This window comes from Pantoea sp. ICBG 985 (assembly GCF_002928365.1).
Taxonomy (GTDB): Bacteria; Pseudomonadota; Gammaproteobacteria; order Enterobacterales; family Enterobacteriaceae; genus Pantoea; species Pantoea dispersa.
The window spans coordinates 156,938-176,089 of sequence record NZ_POWM01000005.1; the positions used below are offsets into that span (position 1 = coordinate 156,938).

Annotated in this window: 16 protein-coding genes; 9 read left to right on the forward strand and 7 right to left on the reverse strand. The window is 56.6% G+C overall.

The features are described from left to right. Positions 1-69 precede the first annotated feature (69 nt). Positions 70-2,457, reverse strand: a complete 2,388-nt coding sequence (locus tag C1Y42_RS16005; RefSeq protein ID WP_058770114.1) for a glucose/quinate/shikimate family membrane-bound PQQ-dependent dehydrogenase — start codon at positions 2,455-2,457, stop codon at positions 70-72. 282 nt (positions 2,458-2,739) lie between these two features. Next, positions 2,740-3,339: a hypothetical protein gene (locus C1Y42_RS16010; protein ID WP_104093934.1), complete on the reverse strand. Its 600-nt coding sequence runs from the start codon at positions 3,337-3,339 to the stop codon at positions 2,740-2,742. Between the two features lie 418 nt (positions 3,340-3,757). On the opposite strand from C1Y42_RS16010, the gene C1Y42_RS16015 reads away from it, so the two are divergent. The 6 genes from C1Y42_RS16015 to C1Y42_RS16040 all read left to right on the forward strand — a co-directional run bounded on the left by C1Y42_RS16015 (position 3,758) and on the right by C1Y42_RS16040 (position 11,025). Then, positions 3,758-4,996 (forward strand): MFS transporter, encoded by a 1,239-nt coding sequence (locus C1Y42_RS16015; protein ID WP_031279748.1) that lies wholly within the window; start codon positions 3,758-3,760, stop codon positions 4,994-4,996. A 310-nt stretch (positions 4,997-5,306) separates the two neighbouring features. Next, positions 5,307-6,728: a sodium:solute symporter family protein gene (locus C1Y42_RS16020; protein ID WP_058770048.1), complete on the forward strand. Its 1,422-nt coding sequence runs from the start codon at positions 5,307-5,309 to the stop codon at positions 6,726-6,728. Between the two features lies 1 nt (position 6,729). Next, on the forward strand, positions 6,730-7,926 hold the full coding sequence (locus C1Y42_RS16025; protein WP_104093935.1) for an exo-alpha-sialidase: 1,197 nt from the start codon (positions 6,730-6,732) through the stop codon (positions 7,924-7,926). After that, on the forward strand, positions 7,923-8,600 hold the full coding sequence (locus C1Y42_RS16030; RefSeq protein ID WP_104093936.1) for an SDR family NAD(P)-dependent oxidoreductase: 678 nt from the start codon (positions 7,923-7,925) through the stop codon (positions 8,598-8,600). Before C1Y42_RS16025 ends, C1Y42_RS16030 begins: the two co-directional genes overlap by 4 nt. Before the next feature lie 208 nt (positions 8,601-8,808). Further along, complete coding sequence (locus tag C1Y42_RS16035) at positions 8,809-9,777, forward strand: glycosyltransferase family 8 protein (protein ID WP_104093937.1); 969 nt, start codon at positions 8,809-8,811, stop codon at positions 9,775-9,777. Then, complete coding sequence (locus C1Y42_RS16040; protein ID WP_104093938.1) at positions 9,778-11,025, forward strand: O-antigen ligase; 1,248 nt, start codon at positions 9,778-9,780, stop codon at positions 11,023-11,025. A 29-nt stretch (positions 11,026-11,054) separates the two neighbouring features. Here the strand turns inward: C1Y42_RS16040 and C1Y42_RS16045 are convergent, their stop codons facing one another. Beyond that, the gene (locus C1Y42_RS16045; RefSeq protein ID WP_058780863.1) at positions 11,055-11,984 is read right to left on the reverse strand and encodes a glycosyltransferase family 2 protein; all 930 of its coding nucleotides are present in this window, start codon (positions 11,982-11,984) and stop codon (positions 11,055-11,057) included. A gap of 205 nt (positions 11,985-12,189) precedes the next feature. Between C1Y42_RS16045 and C1Y42_RS16050 the strand changes: the two genes are divergently transcribed. Next, on the forward strand, positions 12,190-13,284 hold the full coding sequence (locus C1Y42_RS16050; RefSeq protein WP_104093939.1) for a YncE family protein: 1,095 nt from the start codon (positions 12,190-12,192) through the stop codon (positions 13,282-13,284). Between the two features lie 75 nt (positions 13,285-13,359). On the opposite strand, the gene C1Y42_RS16055 is transcribed toward C1Y42_RS16050, so the two are convergent. The 3 genes from C1Y42_RS16055 to C1Y42_RS16065 all read right to left on the reverse strand — a co-directional run bounded on the left by C1Y42_RS16055 (position 13,360) and on the right by C1Y42_RS16065 (position 15,652). Next, positions 13,360-13,650 (reverse strand): DUF1330 domain-containing protein, encoded by a 291-nt coding sequence (locus C1Y42_RS16055; RefSeq protein ID WP_021507781.1) that lies wholly within the window; start codon positions 13,648-13,650, stop codon positions 13,360-13,362. After that, complete coding sequence (yghU, locus tag C1Y42_RS16060) at positions 13,650-14,531, reverse strand: glutathione-dependent disulfide-bond oxidoreductase (RefSeq protein WP_021507780.1); 882 nt, start codon at positions 14,529-14,531, stop codon at positions 13,650-13,652. The genes C1Y42_RS16055 and yghU overlap by 1 nt, the downstream gene beginning before the upstream one ends. Before the next feature lie 101 nt (positions 14,532-14,632). Then, a complete protein-coding gene (locus C1Y42_RS16065) occupies positions 14,633-15,652 on the reverse strand; it encodes a LacI family DNA-binding transcriptional regulator (protein WP_104093940.1) in 1,020 nt (339 codons plus the stop codon). A 100-nt stretch (positions 15,653-15,752) separates the two neighbouring features. Between C1Y42_RS16065 and C1Y42_RS16070 the strand changes: the two genes are divergently transcribed. Next, positions 15,753-16,763: a Gfo/Idh/MocA family oxidoreductase gene (locus C1Y42_RS16070; protein WP_104093941.1), complete on the forward strand. Its 1,011-nt coding sequence runs from the start codon at positions 15,753-15,755 to the stop codon at positions 16,761-16,763. A gap of 153 nt (positions 16,764-16,916) precedes the next feature. Here the strand turns inward: C1Y42_RS16070 and C1Y42_RS16075 are convergent, their stop codons facing one another. After that, positions 16,917-17,801, reverse strand: a complete 885-nt coding sequence (locus C1Y42_RS16075) for a sugar phosphate isomerase/epimerase family protein (protein ID WP_021507777.1) — start codon at positions 17,799-17,801, stop codon at positions 16,917-16,919. A gap of 320 nt (positions 17,802-18,121) precedes the next feature. On the opposite strand from C1Y42_RS16075, the gene C1Y42_RS16080 reads away from it, so the two are divergent. After that, positions 18,122-19,141, forward strand: coding sequence for a LacI family DNA-binding transcriptional regulator (locus C1Y42_RS16080; RefSeq protein WP_104093942.1), 1,020 nt, complete (start codon positions 18,122-18,124; stop codon positions 19,139-19,141). Positions 19,142-19,152: the final 11 nt, after the last annotated feature.

The window sequence follows — 19,152 nt, forward strand, 5'->3', positions numbered from 1 at the left end:
CGAGCGTAATGCCGACCGGCGTGAAAAAAAAAGCGGGCATTGCCCGCTTTTTTACTTCAGTGCGAAAAATTACTTCGCATCTGGCAGCGCATAGGCAATCACGTAATCGCCCAGCTTGGTACCAAACGAACCGTGACCACCGGCCGCGATGACAACGTACTGCTTGCCATTCACTTCATAGGTCATCGGCGTAGCCTGGCCACCCGCTGGCAGACGCGCCTGCCACAGCATCTCACCGGTGTTGGTATCGAACGCACGCAGGTAGTTATCTGCGGTCGCGCCGATGAAGAACACGTTACCGGCGGTGGTGATTGGGCCACCCAGCATTGGCATACCCATTTTGAACGGCAGCGGAACCGGTGCGCTATCGCGAACGGTACCGATACGTTTCTTCCACACGGTTTCGTTGGTCTTCAGGTCGATCGCTGAAACGTAACCCCAGGCCGGCTGTTTACACGGCAGACCAAACGGCGACAGGAACGGGTTCAGCTCGACGCCAAACGGCACACCGTACTGCGGCTGAATGCCGGTTTCAGTACCGGAACCGCCTTCTGCGCCCTGCGGTGGTTCAATCGGGTTGCCCGGACCGCGCGGAATCAGCTTAGAAACAAACGGCAGCGCCATTGGGTTAGCGATGGCGATCTGACGATGTGGATCAACCGCGATGCCGCCCCACTCGAACATACCGAGGTTGCCCGGGAACACCAGCGTACCCTGCTCAGACGGCGGCGTGAACGGACCTTCGTAGCGCAGACGCTTGAAGATCACGCGGCACACCAGCTGGTCATACATCGTCGCGCCCCACATGTCCTTGTCCGTCAGATTCTGTTTCGGACGGAAGGTCAGTTCGGAGTACGGCTGGGTCGGTGCCACGTGGTCACCTTTCGCCGCGCCCTGCGGTACCGGCGTCTCCGGTGCAGGCACGACCGGCTTACCGGTACGACGATCCAGCACAAAGATGTTACCGGTTTTCGCCGGGGCATAAATCACCGGTACGGTGTTGCCATCTTTGTCCGTGATATCGGCCAGCGTCGGCTGTGACGGCAGGTCCATATCCCACAGATCGTGGTGCACGGTCTGATACGACCACACCAGCTTACCGGTGGTGGCGTTCAGCGCCAGAACGCTGCTCGCGTAGCGCTCCTGCTCTGGTGTGCGGTTACCGCCCCAGATATCCGGAGTGGAAACGCCCATTGGCAGGTAAACGGTATCCAGTTTTGGATCGTATACCGCCGGCGCCCACGAGTTCGGCGAGTTCATGGTGAAGGTGTGTTCATCGGCCGGAATCGCGTTAGGATCTTTCGCGCCCGGGTCGAACACCCACAGCAGTTTACCGGTGTTGACGTCGAAGCCACGGATGGCACCAGACGGCTCACGGGTAGAGTAGTTATCGGTGACCGCACCAGCAATGACGATGGTGGTGTCAGTGATAACCGGCGGTGACGTCGGCTCATACTGGCCTGGCGTCTGTACCGGCTGCTTGTGCTGCAGATCCAGCTCACCGTTGTTGCCAAAGGATGGGCAACGGGCACCGGTATCGGCATCCAGCGCGAACAGACGACCGTCGTTCACTGGCAGGTAGATGCGGCGTGAGCACAGCGCAGGCTGGCTGTTGGCGGCATCGGCAGCAGCAGGCACTTCATGGTATGAAACACCGCGGCAGGTCACGTGCTGGAAGGTAGGATTCGGCTTCAGGCCCGGATCGAATTTCCACTTCTGCTTACCGGTCGTCGCATCCAGCGCAAACAGAATCTGGTGCGGCGAGCAAAGGTACAGCGTGTCGCGGATTTTAATCGGCGTCACTTCGTCAGTGATTTCACCCGGATCGTTGGCGGTTTTGAGATCACCGGTCTGGAACTGCCAGGCAACCTGCAACTCTTTCACGTTGCTGGTGTTGATCTGCTTCAGCGGCGAGAAGCGAGTGCCCTGCTGGTCACGCGCATAGGCTGGCCAGTCAGCATCGTTGATGTTACTCAGCGGCTGGGCCTGCGGGACGTTAGCGGCTTCCGGCAGGTTGCCATTCAGCTCCTGCGGATCGTGGAATACTGCCCACGCCAGCACCAGTACGCTGGCTACCAGCGCAACGGCCATCGCACCCAGCGCACCTTTACCCGCATGATTCAGACCGCGATACACAAACGGCAGAATCAGCCAGATACCGAAGATCACCAGCACGTCGGTACGTGGTGCCAGCGCCCAGAAGTCGAAGCCGACTTCCCATACGCCCCATACCAGCGTTGCCAGCAGCAACAGGGCATACAGCAGCAGTGCGGAACCGCTACGGCGCCACAGCAGGACAGCGGTGATCAGCATAATCACACCGCCAATAACGTAGTACCAGGAACCTCCAATGGCGGCTAACCAAACGCCGCCAATCAGCATAAATGCGCCCGTCAGCAGTGCAAACAGCACCGTCAGGAAGCGAATTACGCCAAAAGATGAGGAAGCTTTCCCCATAATATTGACCTCTTTCTTTGCCATAAAATCAAAGGAAACAACCGATTAGGCTGTATCCCGACATAGAGTACGAAGTGACTTAAGGTGTTCTGTCAGTGCTTTTCCGTTAAGCAGGATGATCCCTTTGCGTTAAATTTTATCTTAAAAACGTTAACAGGTTTGATTTTTTTAGCGCTTTGCTCTTTTTATCAGGCAGTGACACGACATTTTATGAGGATATTGCGCCATTCTGTCCGGCGTAATCGGGTGATAACGCCGACGCGCAGAATTTTGTGTAAACGTTTACCCCGGGAAGAGCGGATGACAGTTCCGCTGCGTTTGCCAGCCGCTTAGCTGTAAATGCAGGTAATCTTCGGCCGGTAATTGGAGCTGGGGCGTACGTAATATTACCTCTGCTTGTGTTTCCCGCAGCGAAGCGAGCAGAAAAGGAAAGCTGAACTTGAGATAATTTTCACGGAAGAAGTCATCGCTCAGAACAATACCGCTGAAGGGAAAATCGGTAATATTTTTCCACTCGGTTCCCGGCGGCGCGAGATCGTAAAGCCAGAAGGAAAAACGAGACGCCACAGCGCGTAAGGCGGATCCTGCCTGACGTAAAGTGGCATAGTTGATCGCCAGCCTTACATTCTCATGTTGCAGGCTGGAATAATTATCCACGTCATGCAAAAAGGACATCACACTATTTCCCGCCAGTGGAATAATTATTAATCCCGCAGCATCCGCTGACTGATAATGTTGAGTAATTATCTCGCCTTCATGAAGTAATGCATCACGTTCCGGCACGCAATGCATTAAGGACGCTGAATAACATGCGCCGATAGGTGTGCCGTCGAAGCGACAGACACGCTCAGTGACATAAGGATGGTATGAATTGTTTTCCATTTATCTCTATGAATAAATTAATGAACGATAGCGTCTTAATTATTATAAGGACGGGAAGACTGCTGTGATTATCACAGGGGGCAATATAGATCGATTCGCCAGCAAAGATCACCTTTTTTAGCTGTTTCTGATAAAGAGATAAAAAGGATTGGCCAGGCATTAATTAACGCTTTACTGAATTATCTGGAATGATTCGGCTATTTTCAAAGTAAAACAATCAGTCTGCTAATATTCAGAACGCCATGTTTAACTGTCAATCCGGATAAGCACCTGTTTTTACAGCGCACATCCAGCCATTGCCTGCCCCGGTCAGTTATCGCACTCTATGACGTGAAAAACATAAGGAAAGCCGATGGTGGCTTTTCACCAGGCCGGTGCCATGACGCCGGCCGGTTCTGCTTCAGGATGGGATAAAACTATGGGTTCACCGGTCACCGCAGCGGAAGATTCGCTGCTGCGACACAGGTCGTTCGTCGCCTTCTGGCTGGCACGTACCTGTTCATCGTTTGGTTTTCAGATGTTCTCCGTGGCCGTCAGCTGGCAAATCTATGCGCTTACCCACAGTGCTATGGCGCTGGGCATGATCGGTCTGATGCAATTTTTACCTTCGGTATTGCTGGCGCTGCCGGCGGGTCACCTTGCGGATCAGTATGACCGTCGCCGCATCGTGCTGCTGGGGCAGCTGATTGAGTGGCTGGCGCTGCTCGGGCTGGTGGCGCTGACGCTGCTGCACTGGGCGGGCCGGATTGAAATCTGGGGACTGGTGTTCCTGATTTCGCTGGCCAAAGCGCTGGAGTGGCCGGCAATCACCTCAATGCTGCCAGCGTTGGTACCGCCGCCCATCCTCGCGCGCGCCATGGCGGCCAGCTCGGTGGGCGGTCAGGCGGCGGTGATTGTCGGTCCGACGCTGGGCGGCTTACTGTACGTGGCCGGGCCGGAGGTGGTGTACGGTGTTTCGGCGCTGTTCTATCTGCTGTCGATTGTGCTGGTCAGCCGATTGCGCTACGAACGACCGCCGCAGGCACGTATTCCGGCCAGCCTCAGCACCATGTTTGCCGGTGTCCGCTTCATCCGCGAGCGCAAAGATGTGCTTGGGGTGATCTCGCTCGATCTGTTTGCCGTGCTGCTGGGCGGCGCCACGGCGCTGCTGCCGATCTTCGCCCAGGATATTCTGCATACCGGTCCGTGGGGGCTGGGCATGCTGCGCGGTGCCCCGTCGGTCGGGGCGCTGCTGGTTGGGGTGTGGCTCAGCCGTCACAAGCTGGAAAAGCACGTGGGCATGATCATGTTTGGCTCGGTAGCCGGTTTTGGTCTGGCTACGCTGGTATTTGCGCTGTCGACGCAGCTGTGGCTCTCGCTGCTGGCGCTGGCGGCACTCGGCGGCTTCGATATGGTGAGCATGGTGATTCGCGGCGCGCTGGTGCAACTGGACACGCCGGATGAGATGCGCGGGCGCGTCAACGCGGTCAACGCCATCTTCATTAATACCTCTAACCAGCTGGGGGAGTTCGAATCCGGCCTGTTGGCCGCATGGTTCGGTGCGGTGCCCGCAGCGGCGATTGGCGGTGTCGGCACCCTGGTGGTCGTGGCGCTGTGGATGGCGCTGTTCCCTCATCTGCGCAAACGGCAGAAACTGGAAAACGACAGTCTCGCCTGACGTTCGCGGCTGCCCGGCGCGGTGGCCGTGGCCAGGCACGCAGTCTGCCTCGCTACCTCACACAGTTAAATTTGATTATTATTAATCACATTTGACTGTTTGTGAGCATGATCAAACTAATTAAGCGCCAGTTAATCTATAAATTGCCCTGCCTGTGCGTAAATTTATTCATTTTTGAGTGAAGTAAATCATTTTGCACGGTGCGGGGTAGCCAGCGCAGCGACGCAACAACAATAATCATGGCCGCCTCATTAACGGTGCGTGTGAAGCCCGGCACGCACCACGACCCTACGTTATCAATGAGGCGAACATGAAACAGTTCTCTGCAGAAGGGATGGTGATTATTGTCGGGATTGTCATTGCCTACATCCTGTTCACCACCTGGCTGACCTGGCGGTTGCGCAGTAAAAACAGCGGCGACTTTATGGCGGGTTCAAACGTGATGCCAGCGTTTGTGGTCGGCGTGATGCTGATGTCTGAATACATTGGCGCCAAGTCAACCATCGGTACGGCGCAGGCGGCTTTTGAGGATGGCTTTGCCGCGTCCTGGTCGGTAATCGGTGCCGCCATCGGCTTTCCGCTGTTTGGTATTTTGCTGGTCAAACGCATCTACAACACCGGAAAAATTACCATATCCGGCGCGATTGCCGAGCGCTATGGCAACTCCACCAAAAATATTATTTCCATCATCATGATCTACGCGCTGCTGCTGGTGAACGTCGGTAACTATGTCAGCGGTGCGGCGGCGATCTCTACGGTGCTGAACCTTGACCTCACCACGGCGGCGGTGATCACCGCGCTGGTCAGCACCTTCTATTTTATGTTCGGCGGCATGAAAGGCATCGCCTGGGTGACGCTGCTGCACAGCGGCCTGAAATATATCGGTATTCTGGTCATTCTCGGCGTGGCGCTGCACATGACCGGCGGCGTCAGTCCGATGATCAAAGAGATGCCGCACTTTTACTGGACCTGGGACGGTAACGTCGGGCCCAGCACCATTTTTGCCTGGATGATTGGCACCATCGGATCGATCTTCTGCACCCAGTTTGTGATTCAGGCTATCGCCTCGACCAAAAGCGCGGCGTCTGCGAAGCGCGCCACCTGGGTCGCCTTCTTCTTCTGTATGCCGATTGCCATCGCCATTGCGCTGATTGGCGTGGCGGCAAAGTATCTGCATCCGGAGATTAACAGCCTGTACGCGCTGCCGGTGTTCCTGCAGGACATGAGCCCGTGGCTGGCAGGGATTGTCACCACCTCGCTGGTGGCATCGATTTTTGTCAGCGTCAGCACCGTGGCGCTGGCCATCGCCTCACTGGTGGTGAAGGACTTTTATGTGCCGTACCGTAATCCGACGCCGGAGCGCGAATTTCGCATGACGCGCTGGCTGTCACTGCTGATCGGTTTCCTGCCGCTGATCTTCGTGCTGTTCGTACCGGAAGTGCTGAAGCTGTCGTTCTTTACCCGCGCCATTCGCCTGTCAATTTCGGTGGTGGCGATCATCGCTTTCTACCTGCCGTTTTATAAAAGTACGCGCGGCGCGAACGCCGGCCTGATTGGTGCCTGCGTCATGACCTCGCTGTGGTATCTGCTGGGCGATCCGTTCGGCATCAACAATATGTACGTCGCGCTGGTGACGCCGGCGGTGATCATGCTGATTGACCGCCTGATCCCGTCACGCCAGCCGCAGCGCAAAAATGCACCTGATTCATCAATGCAAAACAGTGGAGCCTGACATGACCGACTCAACCATTACCGTCGAACGCAACGGTAAGCTTCATCCGCACGCGCAGGACGCGCAGCAGCTCACGGCGATGCTGCCTTCGGTCTGTCCGCAGAACCACGCCGCCAACCTGCTGCCGTTACCGAACGGTGATCTGCTGTGCGTATGGTTTGGCGGCACGCAGGAAGGCATCGCGGATATTTCGGTGTGGTGCTCGCGGCTGGCGCAGGGCAGCGCGCAATGGAGCGATCCTCAACAGTTATCCGACGATCCAACGCGATCGGAGCAGAATCCGGTGCTGTTTCTCGATCCGGATAACGTGCTGTGGCTGTTGTGGACCGCGCAGAAGTCCGGTAATCAGGACACGGCAATTGTGCGCTATCGCCAGTCACACGATTTGGGTCACAGCTGGAGTGCCATCGATACGCTGCTCGATCAGCCGGGCACGTTTATCCGCCAGCCGCTGGTGGTGCTGCCGAACGGCAACTGGCTGCTGCCGGTGTTCTATTGTCGCACCCAGCCGGGAGTGAAATGGGTGGGCAATGATGACATCAGCGCGGTGAAAATCTCCAGTGACAAAGGACAGAGCTGGCGCGATGTGACGGTGCCGGACAGCCTCGGCTGCGTGCACATGAACATTACGCTACTGCAGGATGGCAGCCTGCTGGCGCTGTATCGCAGCCGCTGGGCTGATTATATCTACCAGAGTCGTTCGGACGACGGCGGTGAAAGCTGGAGCACGCCGCAGGCGACCGATCTGCCAAATAATAACTCATCGATTCAGGTGACTACGCTGCATAACGGCCATCTGGCGCTGGTGTTTAACGCCATGAGCGCGCGTGATGCCAGCGAGCGTCGCCTGTCACTGTACGACGAAATCGAAGACGAAGATGAAGATGACGCGGCGGTGGCCGTGGCGGCGCAGCCGGTGGTTCAGGGCGCACGCACCGCCTTCTGGGGAGCTCCGCGCGCACCGATGACGCTGGCTATTTCTGCCGATGGCGGAGTGAGCTGGCCGTGGCAGCGTAATCTGGATGAGGGAGACGGCTACTGCATGACCAACAATTCACAGCAGAAACTGAACCGTGAGTTCTCCTATCCCAGCATTAAGCAGAGCGCGGACGGCGCACTGCACATTGCCTACACCTATTTTCGCCAGGCCATCAAGTACGTGCGCGTGGAGGAGAACTGGGTGAGGGACAAAGCATGAGCCGCCATGCGCTGGTGACCGGTGTCAGTTCCGGCATTGGTGCGGCGATTGCCGATGAGCTGCTGACGCAGGGCTGGCAGGTCACCGGTTTTAGCCGTACGCCGGTGGAGAAAGATCATCCGGCGTTTACCTCCGTCAGCGTCGACCTGTTTGACGCCGGTCAGCTGAAACGGGCTTTGGCCGGGCTGGCGAAGGTGGATGCGCTGGTGCACGCGGCAGGCATGATGCTGGCCGCGCCGCTGGGTGAGCTGGAGGAAGAGCAGGGGGCGCGGCTGTGGTATCTGCACGTGCAGGTGGCGCAAATCATGGCCAACACCTTGCTGCCGCAGATGGGCCACGGCGATCGTATTCTGCTGCTCGGCAGCCGCACGTCACGCGGCGCGGCGAATCGCAGCCAGTATGTCAGCACCAAGGCGGCGATGGTGGGCATGGCGCGCAGCTGGGCCGCCGAACTGGCTCCGCAGGGCATTACGGTCAATGTGATTGCTCCCGGTGCCACCGCCACGCCGATGCTGCTGCAGCCGGACCGCGCCAGCTCGCCGCCGAAACTGCCGCCTATCGGACGCTATATCCATCCCGAAGAGGTGGCCGCGGTGGCTGGTTTTGTGCTATCGCCGGCTGCCGCTGCCATTACCGGACAGGAGTTGGTAATTTGCGGCGGCGCGTCGCTGTAGTTTTATTCTCCAGCGTGCTTCTCCCATCGTAAAAACAGGATGGGAGAGGCTGATTATGTCTCGTCTGCGAAAACTCCTGGCTTATCGTGCTACGCTTTCTTTGGGTTTACCAAAATGGTAATCTTTTCACCGTTTTGGTAAACCCAATTTTATTGTCTACATATTAAGTGGTTACGGAGTGTAGCGCTCCGCAGCAGAGAAGCGCGCAATGAATCATGATGTTCTTCAGGAAATAAACGCCGAACCACTTTTTCCGGTACAGAGCGATCAACATATTGTTTTTGGCGTTGACGGAAAGTTTAAAGCGCATGCGCTAATCACGATTCTGTCCATTATGAAACACGCCGGAGACCGTGTGTATCATTTCCATCTGATCTCTTCAGAACTGACACCGGCCGATAACCACCGGCTCGCCAGGCTTTTTCAGGGATCGCGCCACGGCGTGACGCTGCATCATCTGCCGGATCAACTATTTGCCACGCTGCCGGTCACCGAACTTTTTACCCGTGCGACCTACTACCGCTTTCTGGCACCGCTGATTTTGCCGCAGGCGGAAAAACTGCTCTATCTTGATGCCGATATGGTGTGCATTAATCCGCTCAATGAACTGTGGCAGATCCCGACCGGCCCTAAGGCGGTTGCGCTGGTGGTCGGTGAAATTGCCTCGCTGCAGCCGGTGCTGGCCAAGAATGCCGGCTTGCGCGGCGAGCGCTATTTTAACGCCGGCATGATGCTGATTGATGTGGCGCAATGGCGCGCTGACAATATCAGCGAACGCGCGTTTACTTTACTGTCCGAACACGGGCGAAACTTCCAGTATCTCGACCAGGATGCGTTGAATATTTTACTGGAAGATAAAGTGACCTTTGTTTCTCCTCGCTTCAATACTCTGACCATGCTGGCCCATGACGATCGTGGCTATACGCTCGACGTGCCGGCGGAAACCTGCCTGATTCATTATGCCGGTGCGGATAAGCCCTGGCAGGTATGGAATCAACAGTTTGTGGTTCACCATTATCGCGATATTTATCAGGATTCACCGCTGTCCACCATGGCGTTTGACCAGCCAGCCAATGCGCAGCAGGCAAAAAGAATGTATAAGTCGCTTTTTCGTCAAAAAAGATGGTGGCAGGCCATGCTGTGGCGCCTGAAACATATCAAGATGAGGTATTGTTAAGTGCAAGCTCACGCTGTTCGCCAGCTGATGACGGGAAAAAATATTTACCAGCTCTGTTTTGTGCTGCTGAGTATCGCGCTGGCGTCGTCACTGGTGGTTGAAGCCTTACCGCGCAAAATATTCTATTTTTCCAGTTATCTGGTGGCTCTGTATTTAGTAATTCTGGCGGCGAAAAAACAGTGGCTAACAGATAAAACGGCCATAACGGTAGCACTTCCGCTGCTGTTCATTGGGCTGGTCAGGCTCATCTGGGCAAAGATGTTTTCCCACGCTGAATTCAGTGATGTGGTGAATAACTACTTCCAGGGCGGTAAGCTGTTTATTATCGCGGCTTTTCTCAGCTATTTTATCGTTGCCTGGCGCCACTATCTTAGCCGTCCACTTCTGATAACCTGCAGCGCCATCTTATTTGTCGGGCTGCTGGTGACGTTAGGTTTCGCTATCAGTGAACACGCAAAAACGCTGACCCGCATCAGATTGCTGACCGATTCCGCCGGTACCGTCTCTTATCTGATTACCGCGCTGGCGCTCTGTACTTTGTACACCGGCCACCGGGTCATCACCCATCGCGGCGGACAAATGATCTTATTCAGCGCGGTTTTTGTCGTGAATATGATGCTGATGATTCTGACCGAGTCACGCGCCGGCGTATTAACCCTGCCACTGATTTATCTGGCCTGGTTTTATTTTACCCATCGCTGGGCGGGTAAAATTTCGCTGGTGGTGTTAGCGCTGTTTATTATCGTGGGCGCTTTATTTATGCCGGGCAGCGTCTGGCAGCGCTTAGACAGCATCCACAATGAAGTTGATACTTATCAGACCAACAATAACACCTCGATTGGCGCCCGTTTCTCTATCTGGAAAGGCGGCTGGCACAGCGTTTCGTGGTCGCTGCTGGGGCAAAGTCCGGATCAGCGCACGGCAAAAGCGCGGGAATACATCACGCAGCATGAGCGCCACAATCCCGAAGCGTATAAAAACGTCATGTATCACCTGCACGATGATTTCCTTGAAACGCTTTCGCTGCAGGGGATCGCTGGCGCACTTTCCCTGCTGATTTTTTACCTGGTGCTGCTGATAGTAGCCGCACGCCGCGGCGTCGCCGGATTAACGCTGCTGCCGCTGTCAATTATCATCTTTGGGCTGACCGACACGGTGTTAATTCAGAGTGGTTCGGTGTTAATCCTGGTGATGGCGATTATCATCAGCTATGCCATGATTCATCCGCCTGAGAAAGCATCGTCCTGATAAACCGGCGCTGGCATAGCGCCCGGTAGTTACAGCGGTTTGTTTAACTTCAGAGCCAGATATTTCTTTTTAAAGCTGGTTCTGATTTTACTATCGAAAAGAAAAGACAGCGGCCTGATTTTAGTGATCGCCTCAATAACCTGCTTTCTGTCGTCAGGATTATCCAGGGCTTGCCGATGTTTATGTGCAATATTAATCCAGTGGCAGGATAGCAGATTACGATAGCGCTCCTGCAACACCTCATCCATATGCTGCGTTGCGCTCACTAAGAGTGAAATTTTGTGTTTATCCAGCTGGCTGGATAAGCTGTTGCCGCGTTTAAAATAGAGATAAGGGCTCTGGCGGCTATAAGCGATTGCATCACTGCTGACCAGGATTTCCGGGAAAAGCCAGGCGTCCTCGTAGCAGGTATAATCCGGGAAGGGATGTGCCAGCAGCATGGTGCGCTTAATAAACTGACCGATAAAGTGCGCCTGCAAATCGCGATGGATCAGGAATTTTTCAATAGCCTGATGCCGTGACAGTGTTTCCGCCTGCAGGCCCTGCCACGTGATGTGCTGAGGCCGGGATTCGTATACCTCATTAAGCGCCGTGAACAGTGCGTCCGGACGATGGCTTTTCAGGTAGCGGACAATATCGGCGAGGGCGTCGGCCAGCAACTGATCGTCGCCATCCAGCATCGTAATATATTCACCGCTGCACTGCTGAACGCCAAAATTACGCACCCGGCCAATGTTGCGGTAATCAATATTAAATACTTTCGCCTGCGGATGCCGCCGGGAAAAATCATCGAGCAACGCTGCTGTGTTGTCGACGGATGCGTCATTGATAAGAATAAATTCAATATACTGCTCAACACCATGACAGGCCTTTTCTAAACTCGCCAGCGTGTCAGGCAGAAATTTTTCACTGTTATGGGCCGTTAGCAACACACTGATTAAATAGTCAGGAACCATCATTTTTTAAGTCAACATCTGAGGCAGGAATGCCGTCAAGCATACTACAAGTGGCAATTTGAGGGGAGGGCATTGACGCAGCGCAGTTCTGCGCCTCCTGTCGCCGATCAGGCACATTTACGACTGATACAATAATGCGTATGATTCTCATTCCTTTTTATGCTTCCTGCTCGCGCAGGTAACCCATCGGTCCTTACCGGAGACAGCAATGACTTCATCATTACGCCCGCGCGCCACCGCGCTGGCTCTGGCGCTGCTGGCAGCCATGAGCCTGAGCGCCTGTCAGGCGCCAGCTAAAAAATCAGTAGCGCCTGCCGCCGCGGCTAAGCCAGCGGCAGCGGAGAAGGTACAGCAGCGTGAACTGGGCGACGGCCTGTATGAAATGGCCTATGTGCCGGGCAATCCGGCTGCGCTGTATGTGGCCAGCGCGCAGGCGTTTAAAACCGTCAACGGTGGCGTGCTGTATCGTCTGGATGCCCGCACGCTGGCAACGCTGGGCGAAACCCACACCGATCTGAAAAACTTTGGCATGACGGCTTCACCGAACGGCAGCGTGCTGTACATTACCAACACGCTGGACGGTGGCGTGACGAAAGTGGACGCCAGAAGCGGTAAAGTGCTGCAGCGTCTGCTGTTTGGCCTGAAAAACGACAAAGGCAATCCGGTTGGCGCGCGTGAAATCCTGCTGCATGATGGCCTGCTGTACATCGGTGCGATTGAGAATCCGGCGATGATTTGGGTGGTCGATGCGAATACGCTGCGGCTGAAAACCACCATCAAAAACGCCGGTAAGTGGGTGACCGGGTTGCTCTATTCGGCGTCAACCGACCGTATTTACGCGGCGAACGGCAGTGGCGAAGTGCTGGTGATCAATCCGCGCAGTCACAAAATTGAGCAGCGCTGGACGCCAGGCGATGGCAAAGAGTATCTGCTGCTAAATCTGGCGGAAGATGCCGCCAATGGCCGCCTGTACGTCACTGACAATTCAAAGGGCAAAACCACGCTGGTGTTCGATGAGCGCAGCGGTAAGGTGATCAAACGCCTGGATGTCGGCGATTCGCTTGGCATCAAATTCAATGCGAAGCGCAACGAGATTTACATCAGCCAGCGACTCGGCGGCAAAGTGCTGCAGCTGGACGCGACGACCTACGCAGTGAAAAATAGCTGGGCGTTGCCGACCCACCCTAACAGCCTGCTGGTGTCGCCAGATGGTCAGACGCTGTATGTGACGGTGAAGCAGGGGCTCAATAAAGATCGCTCGCCGCAAGGGCCGGATAGCGTGGTGCGGATTACGCTGGATTAACCGCGCTGGATTTAATCGCGGCGCGAGGGATCGCGCCGCGGATAACCCGTGCTTAGCCACGGGTTACGTCATCCATTACGCCACGCCGTTCACCAGCAGTACGCGGTAGTTGGCGCCTTTCAGGCGATGCGCTTTGGCTTCCTGGTAGGCCGGGCTGAAGTACCAGGCTTTGGCGGCCTCGGCATCTTCAAACTGCAGCACCACCACGCCTTCAGCATCGCGCCCTTCCAGTACCTCCAGATCGCCGTAAAACGCCAGTGGCGTGATGTGGTGATCGCCACGCGCCGCGCCGGCTTTCTGCGAATAGGTGGCCAGCTCATCTTTATCCAGCGTTTCGTCTTTAATCATAACGACATATGCGGCCATTATTGTTCGCCTCGCGCCTGACGCTTGTCTTCAGTATTGGTATCAAAATCGCTCGCATCGTGCCGTTCCAGCAGCTGATCCTGCGGCTCGGCGCCAAATGCCCGGTTCACTTTACGCCCGCGGATCACCGCCGGACGGTCGGCAATCTCTTTTGCCCAGCGCACCACATTTTTGTACGACTGCACATCGAGGAATTCGCCGCCGCCGTACTGGTTGTTCAGCACCAGATTGCCGTACCACGGCCAGGTCGCGATATCGGCAATGGTATATTCGTCGCCGGCGAGGAAACGGTGGTCCGCCAGCTGGCGATCCAGCACATCAAGCTGACGTTTGGCCTCCAGCGTGAAACGGTTAATGGCGTATTCAATTTTTTCTGGCGCGTAGTGATAGAAGTGGCCGAAACCGCCGCCAAGGTAGGGCGCGGATCCCTGCAGCCAGAACAGCCAGTTCAGGGTTTCAGTGCGGCCCGCCACGTCAGAGGGAATAAAGTGGCCGAATTTATCTGCCAGATAGAGCAGGATATTGCCGGATTCAAACACGCGCAGTGGCGGCGTGATCGAGTGGTCGCGCAGCGCCGGAATTTTTGAGTTGGGGTTAACCTCAACGAAGCCGCTGGAGAACTGATCGCCGTCGCCGATGCGGATCAGCCAGGCGTCATACTCCGCTTCCTGCACGCCGAGCGCCAGCAGCTCTTCCAGCAGAATGGTCACTTTCTGGCCGTTTGGCGTCCCCAGCGAATAGAGCTGCAGCGGATGCTTACCGACCGGCAGCGTTTGCTCATGCGTCGGCCCGGCGGTTGGACGGTTAGTCTTCGCCCCGTTACCTTTGGCTTCCGGGTCCCAGGTCCAGACTTTCGCGGGCTGATACTGATTTTCCGACATAATGCGTTCGCCTTGTTGTGAGAAGATTTTTGCTGCTACTGAGTGTAGCAGCACGCTATCACGCCGATTTAACCGCGCTGGCGATAAAAGACAAAGTCGAATCAGGCAAAATTCTCTTGCGTAAACAGCATAAAGTCGACTTTGCCGGGATGATAGGTCTCTGGTTGCTCACCCTCTTCCAGATGTCGCAGCAGCAGCGTCAGCGCCAGCTGTGCGTGACGCAGGGTGTTTTGATCGAGCGTTAGCGTCAGCACGCGTTTGGCCAGCAGCTCACGGGTGGTTTGGTAAAGTTCGTGCGTAACATACACCACCTTGCCACACAGCCGGTGGCGCGCCAGCGCTTCGTGAATCTGCGTGTTGCCCATGCCGGTATTGTACAAGCCGACAATGTGCTGCGATGCAGCCAGCGTTTTCTCCAGCAGCCGGCTGATGCGCTCGCGCTCGTCCTGGCCAGCGATGATCTCCCGCAGCCGCAGATGCGGGAAGCGCTCCGCCAGCACCGCCTGAAATCCTTCGATGCGCAGACGGTGCGCGGCGTAATCAGCGCGACCGCTAACCAGCACCACGTCACCCGCCACGGGCAGCATGCTGCCGAGCATCAGCGCGGCGGTGCGTCCCGCCTTCAGCTGATCAATACCGACATGGCACAGGCGCGGCGCATCAGGCAGATCGGCCACCAGCGTAATGACCGGTACGCCACGCGCTTTACAGGCCTCAAGCGCCGCGTAAATCAGCGGATTTTCATGGGCGAAAACAATCAGCCCGTCCATCTTTTTGCTGCTGGCTTCGATATGCGCCGCCAGCTTTTCGGGCGCATGCTCCGGAATCAGCGTGCGGTGCAGCCGCAGACGACGATAGCCGAGCTCATCCGCCAGCCGGGCAAAATCCTGCGCCAGCTGTTGAAAGAAGAAGGAACCGTTACCGCTCAGCAGCACCTCTATCTGCCACGCGTGGCGGTGTTCCTCCGGCAGGATGCGTTTCAAACCCGCTTCGCGCGCCGCCAGTAAAATCTTTTTCGTCATCGCGGGCGACACGCCGCCCCGGTCGTTCAGCACCCGATCCACCGTGGCGACGCCCACGCCCACCCGCTTAGCCAGTTCGGCCAGCGTCATTGTTTTCATCTGAGTGAATTCCATCAAAAACCGCGTTCAGACAGCCTGCCAGAAAGCGATATTTTGACAAGACCGACGATGCCGAAGTGTGAGCAAAAGGAGCGTTATCATGCGCAGTGCGCAACGTTTTGCCTTGATTGGCTGTGGATTTATTGGCCAGGTGCATGCCGCAAACCTGGCGCGCCATCCCGGCGTTGAGCTGGCGCTGGTGTGCGATATCGACGCCGCGCGCGCCGCCGCGCTGGCAGAGCAGTTTGGGGCGCGGGCCGCCAGCGTGCCGCAGGCGCTGAGCAGTGAGGCCATTGATGCGGTGCTGATTGCCAGTGCGACGCCGACCCACGCTCCGCTACTGGAGCAGGCGGTACTGGCGGGCAAAGCGGTGTACTGTGAAAAACCGATCGATTTGTCGCTGTCGCGCGCCCGGGAAGTGGTAGCCAGCATTTCCCCGCTGCAGGTGCCGGTGACGGTAGGGTTCAATCGGCGTTTTGATCGCAGCCATGCACAACTGAAAGCCCAGCTGCAGCAGGGCGTGATTGGGCGCAGCGAGCTCATCCAGATGGTGTGCCGCGCCTCTGAACTGCCGCCGCTGAGCTATCTGCAGGCGTCCGGCGGACAGATGCGCGACCAGGCCATCCACTTTTTCGACCTGCTGCGCTGGTTAACTGAGGATGAAGTGGTCACCGTGGGCGCGCTCGGTGCCGCGCTGGCGATGCCGGCGATCCGCGACATTGACGTCGATACCTCAGTGCTGATTATGCGCCTGCAGCAGGGCGCGCTGGCGCAGCTCGATAATGCCCGTCGTACCGCTTACGGTTATGACGAGCGCATCAGCGTGATGGGCAATATGGGCATGCTGGCGTCGGAAAGCCAGGTGGTGCGCGGAGCGACCCTGTATCAGGGGCAGCACATCCGCCAGCCGGGGCTGTATGCGGACTGGTTCAGCCGGGTACAGGAGACCTATTACAGCCATCTCGATGCGTTTGTGCGCCATCTTGGCGGCGAGAAAGTGGCTGGTCTGCCGGGGCTGATTGACGGGCTGCGCGCGCAGGCCATCGCGGAAGCGGCGCAGCTGTCGCTGACGCGCGGCGAGTTTGTTGAGGTGGAGTGGGTGACGGTGTGATGGGGAATGGGCGATGGCGTTTGCCCTCACCCCAACCCTCTCCCGCAGGCGGGAGAGGGGGCTGATAGTGCGCCCATCTGTCATTGGCGGGCGAGGGGGCTGATTGTGCGTCCCTTTATCGCTGGCGGGAAAGGGGTTGATTGTGCGGGCGATTTACAGATTCAGCAGTTCGCGCTCAATCAGCTCGCGGGTTTCCACCGCCTGATACTTCATCTTCTCCGGATAGCCAAACAGCGCGGCGGAGATAATCGACTCGCCGCCCACTTTATAGTGGCGGTTAGCGAAATCCATCTCGCGCAGCGCCTCGAACAGCGCGTCGAAATTCACCTCACCTTCGCCAACGGCCACGTGCTGATGGATAGTGGCATCGACGCCCGGTGGGTTAACGATGTAGCGACAGTGTTTGGTGTGGTTCATGGTATCGGCAATCAGCATGTGCGACAGATCGTCGCCAGCGTAATGCAGCATACTCTTCACGTCGCCTTTGCCCTTGTCATAGTAGAACGTATGCGGTGCGCTGTAGATGTATTTGACGTTGTCGCTGCGGAACGACTTGACGATATCGGCCGTTTCATTGCTCTCTTCGCAGAAATCCCACGGATGCGCCTGAATTTCCACGCGAATCCCTTCACGCTCGAAAATCGGCAGCAGCTCGTCCATTGAGCGATAGAACATCTCTTCGCAGATTTCGGGTTCGTTCGGGTTACCGGAGAGTTCGGTATTGATCACCTGCACGCCCATCTCCACGGCAATCTCAATCATTCGCTTCCAGTTTTTCACCGCCGCCTGGCGCCGCAGCTCATCCGGTCCCGACCAGCGATAGACGGTAATAAACGAGGAGATTTCCAGTCCGGTAGCGTTGAGCGCATTTTTGTACTCGCGCATGATCTCCCGGCTGGCTTTCGGGTGTTTATAGAACGGATTGATCTGCGGATGCGGCGACTGTTCAATGTATTTATAACCCCACTCCGCGACCTGATGCACCATACGCGTGATGCCGAGATCGCGGATAACATCCACATCAAAAGCGATTTTCATTGTTGTTCTCCTGCGCGTTACGTTACCCACCACCGCAATCGGCGGCTGGTGTCGCGTCAACTATAAAAACAGCCCGGCACCGGCTCTAATGCTTTGCTGATGCATTTCCATCAGTGCCGGCGACCCGCTGCGGCGATCGTTTGCCAAATAATTATTCTATTTGCGTGAGAAATGAAACGAATGATGGTGTTTGTGCGACAGCGATCAAAAGAATGAGAGGATTTGCTCATTTATTGAGGGATAAACACCGGCTTATATGGCGTGAAAGCATAACGTCAGGCATTATTTTTGATAGTTTATTATCATTAAGGGGGTTAACGATGAGCAAAATTACCATGAGCGCGATTGCCGCCGCTGCCGGGGTGGGGATCGCCACTGTGGATCGGGTGCTCAATCGCCGCGCGCCGGTGCGGGCGCAGACCGAACAGAAAGTACTGGCAGCGGCGCATCGGCTGGGTTACCGCAGTAGCCACGCCCCACTCAGTGCGCAGAGCGACGGTGTGACGCTGCGCATGGGGTTTATCCTGCTGTCGGCTTCGTACTCTTTTTATCAAACGCTAACCGACGCGCTGCGCCAGCAGACGCAGCCATTTCATCCGGCCGGCAGCGAACCGCTGTTTGTCTGGCACGAGATTGATGAGGTGGCAGCGGTGGTGGATTCGCTCTACCGGCTGGCTGAGCAGGTGGAGGCTATCGGCGTGGTGGCGCTGGATCATCCGCTGATCCGCCACGCGATAGCGCACATTTCGCGTCAGGGCGTGCGCGTCTACGCGCTGTTTTCTGACTTCTCGCCCTGTGGGCATGCTGGCTATTTCGGCCTGGATAATCAGAAAGCCGGGCGCAGCGCGGGCTGGATCACCAGCCATCTGCTGCATCAGCCGGGGCCGGCGGGCGTGCTGCTGGGGGATCACCGCTTTATCTGTCAGGAGAGCTGCGAGAGTGGTTTTCGCTCGTATCTGCGCGAGCAGGACAGTGCGCGGCGCGTGCTGGAACCGCTCAAAACCCACGAGTCGATTGCCGGGGGTTATCAGGCGACTCGCCAGCTGCTGGAGCAGCATGCCGATCTGGCGCTGATCTACGCACCGTGTGGCGGCATAGAAGGGGTCGTTCAGGCGCTGCGTGAGCAGCCGCAGCGTAAGGTGGCGCTGATTTGTCACGGCCCGGTCAATGATGGCGACCTGGCGCTGATAGATGGTACCATCACGGTGATGCTGCGCCATCAGATCGCTGACATGGCACGACAGCTGGCGCAAACCGTGCTGCAACGTCACGCTGAGCGCAGCGACCATTTTTCTCAGGTCACCCTGCCGTTTGAGATCGTCATGCGGGAAAATGTTTGAGACGTAGCGCC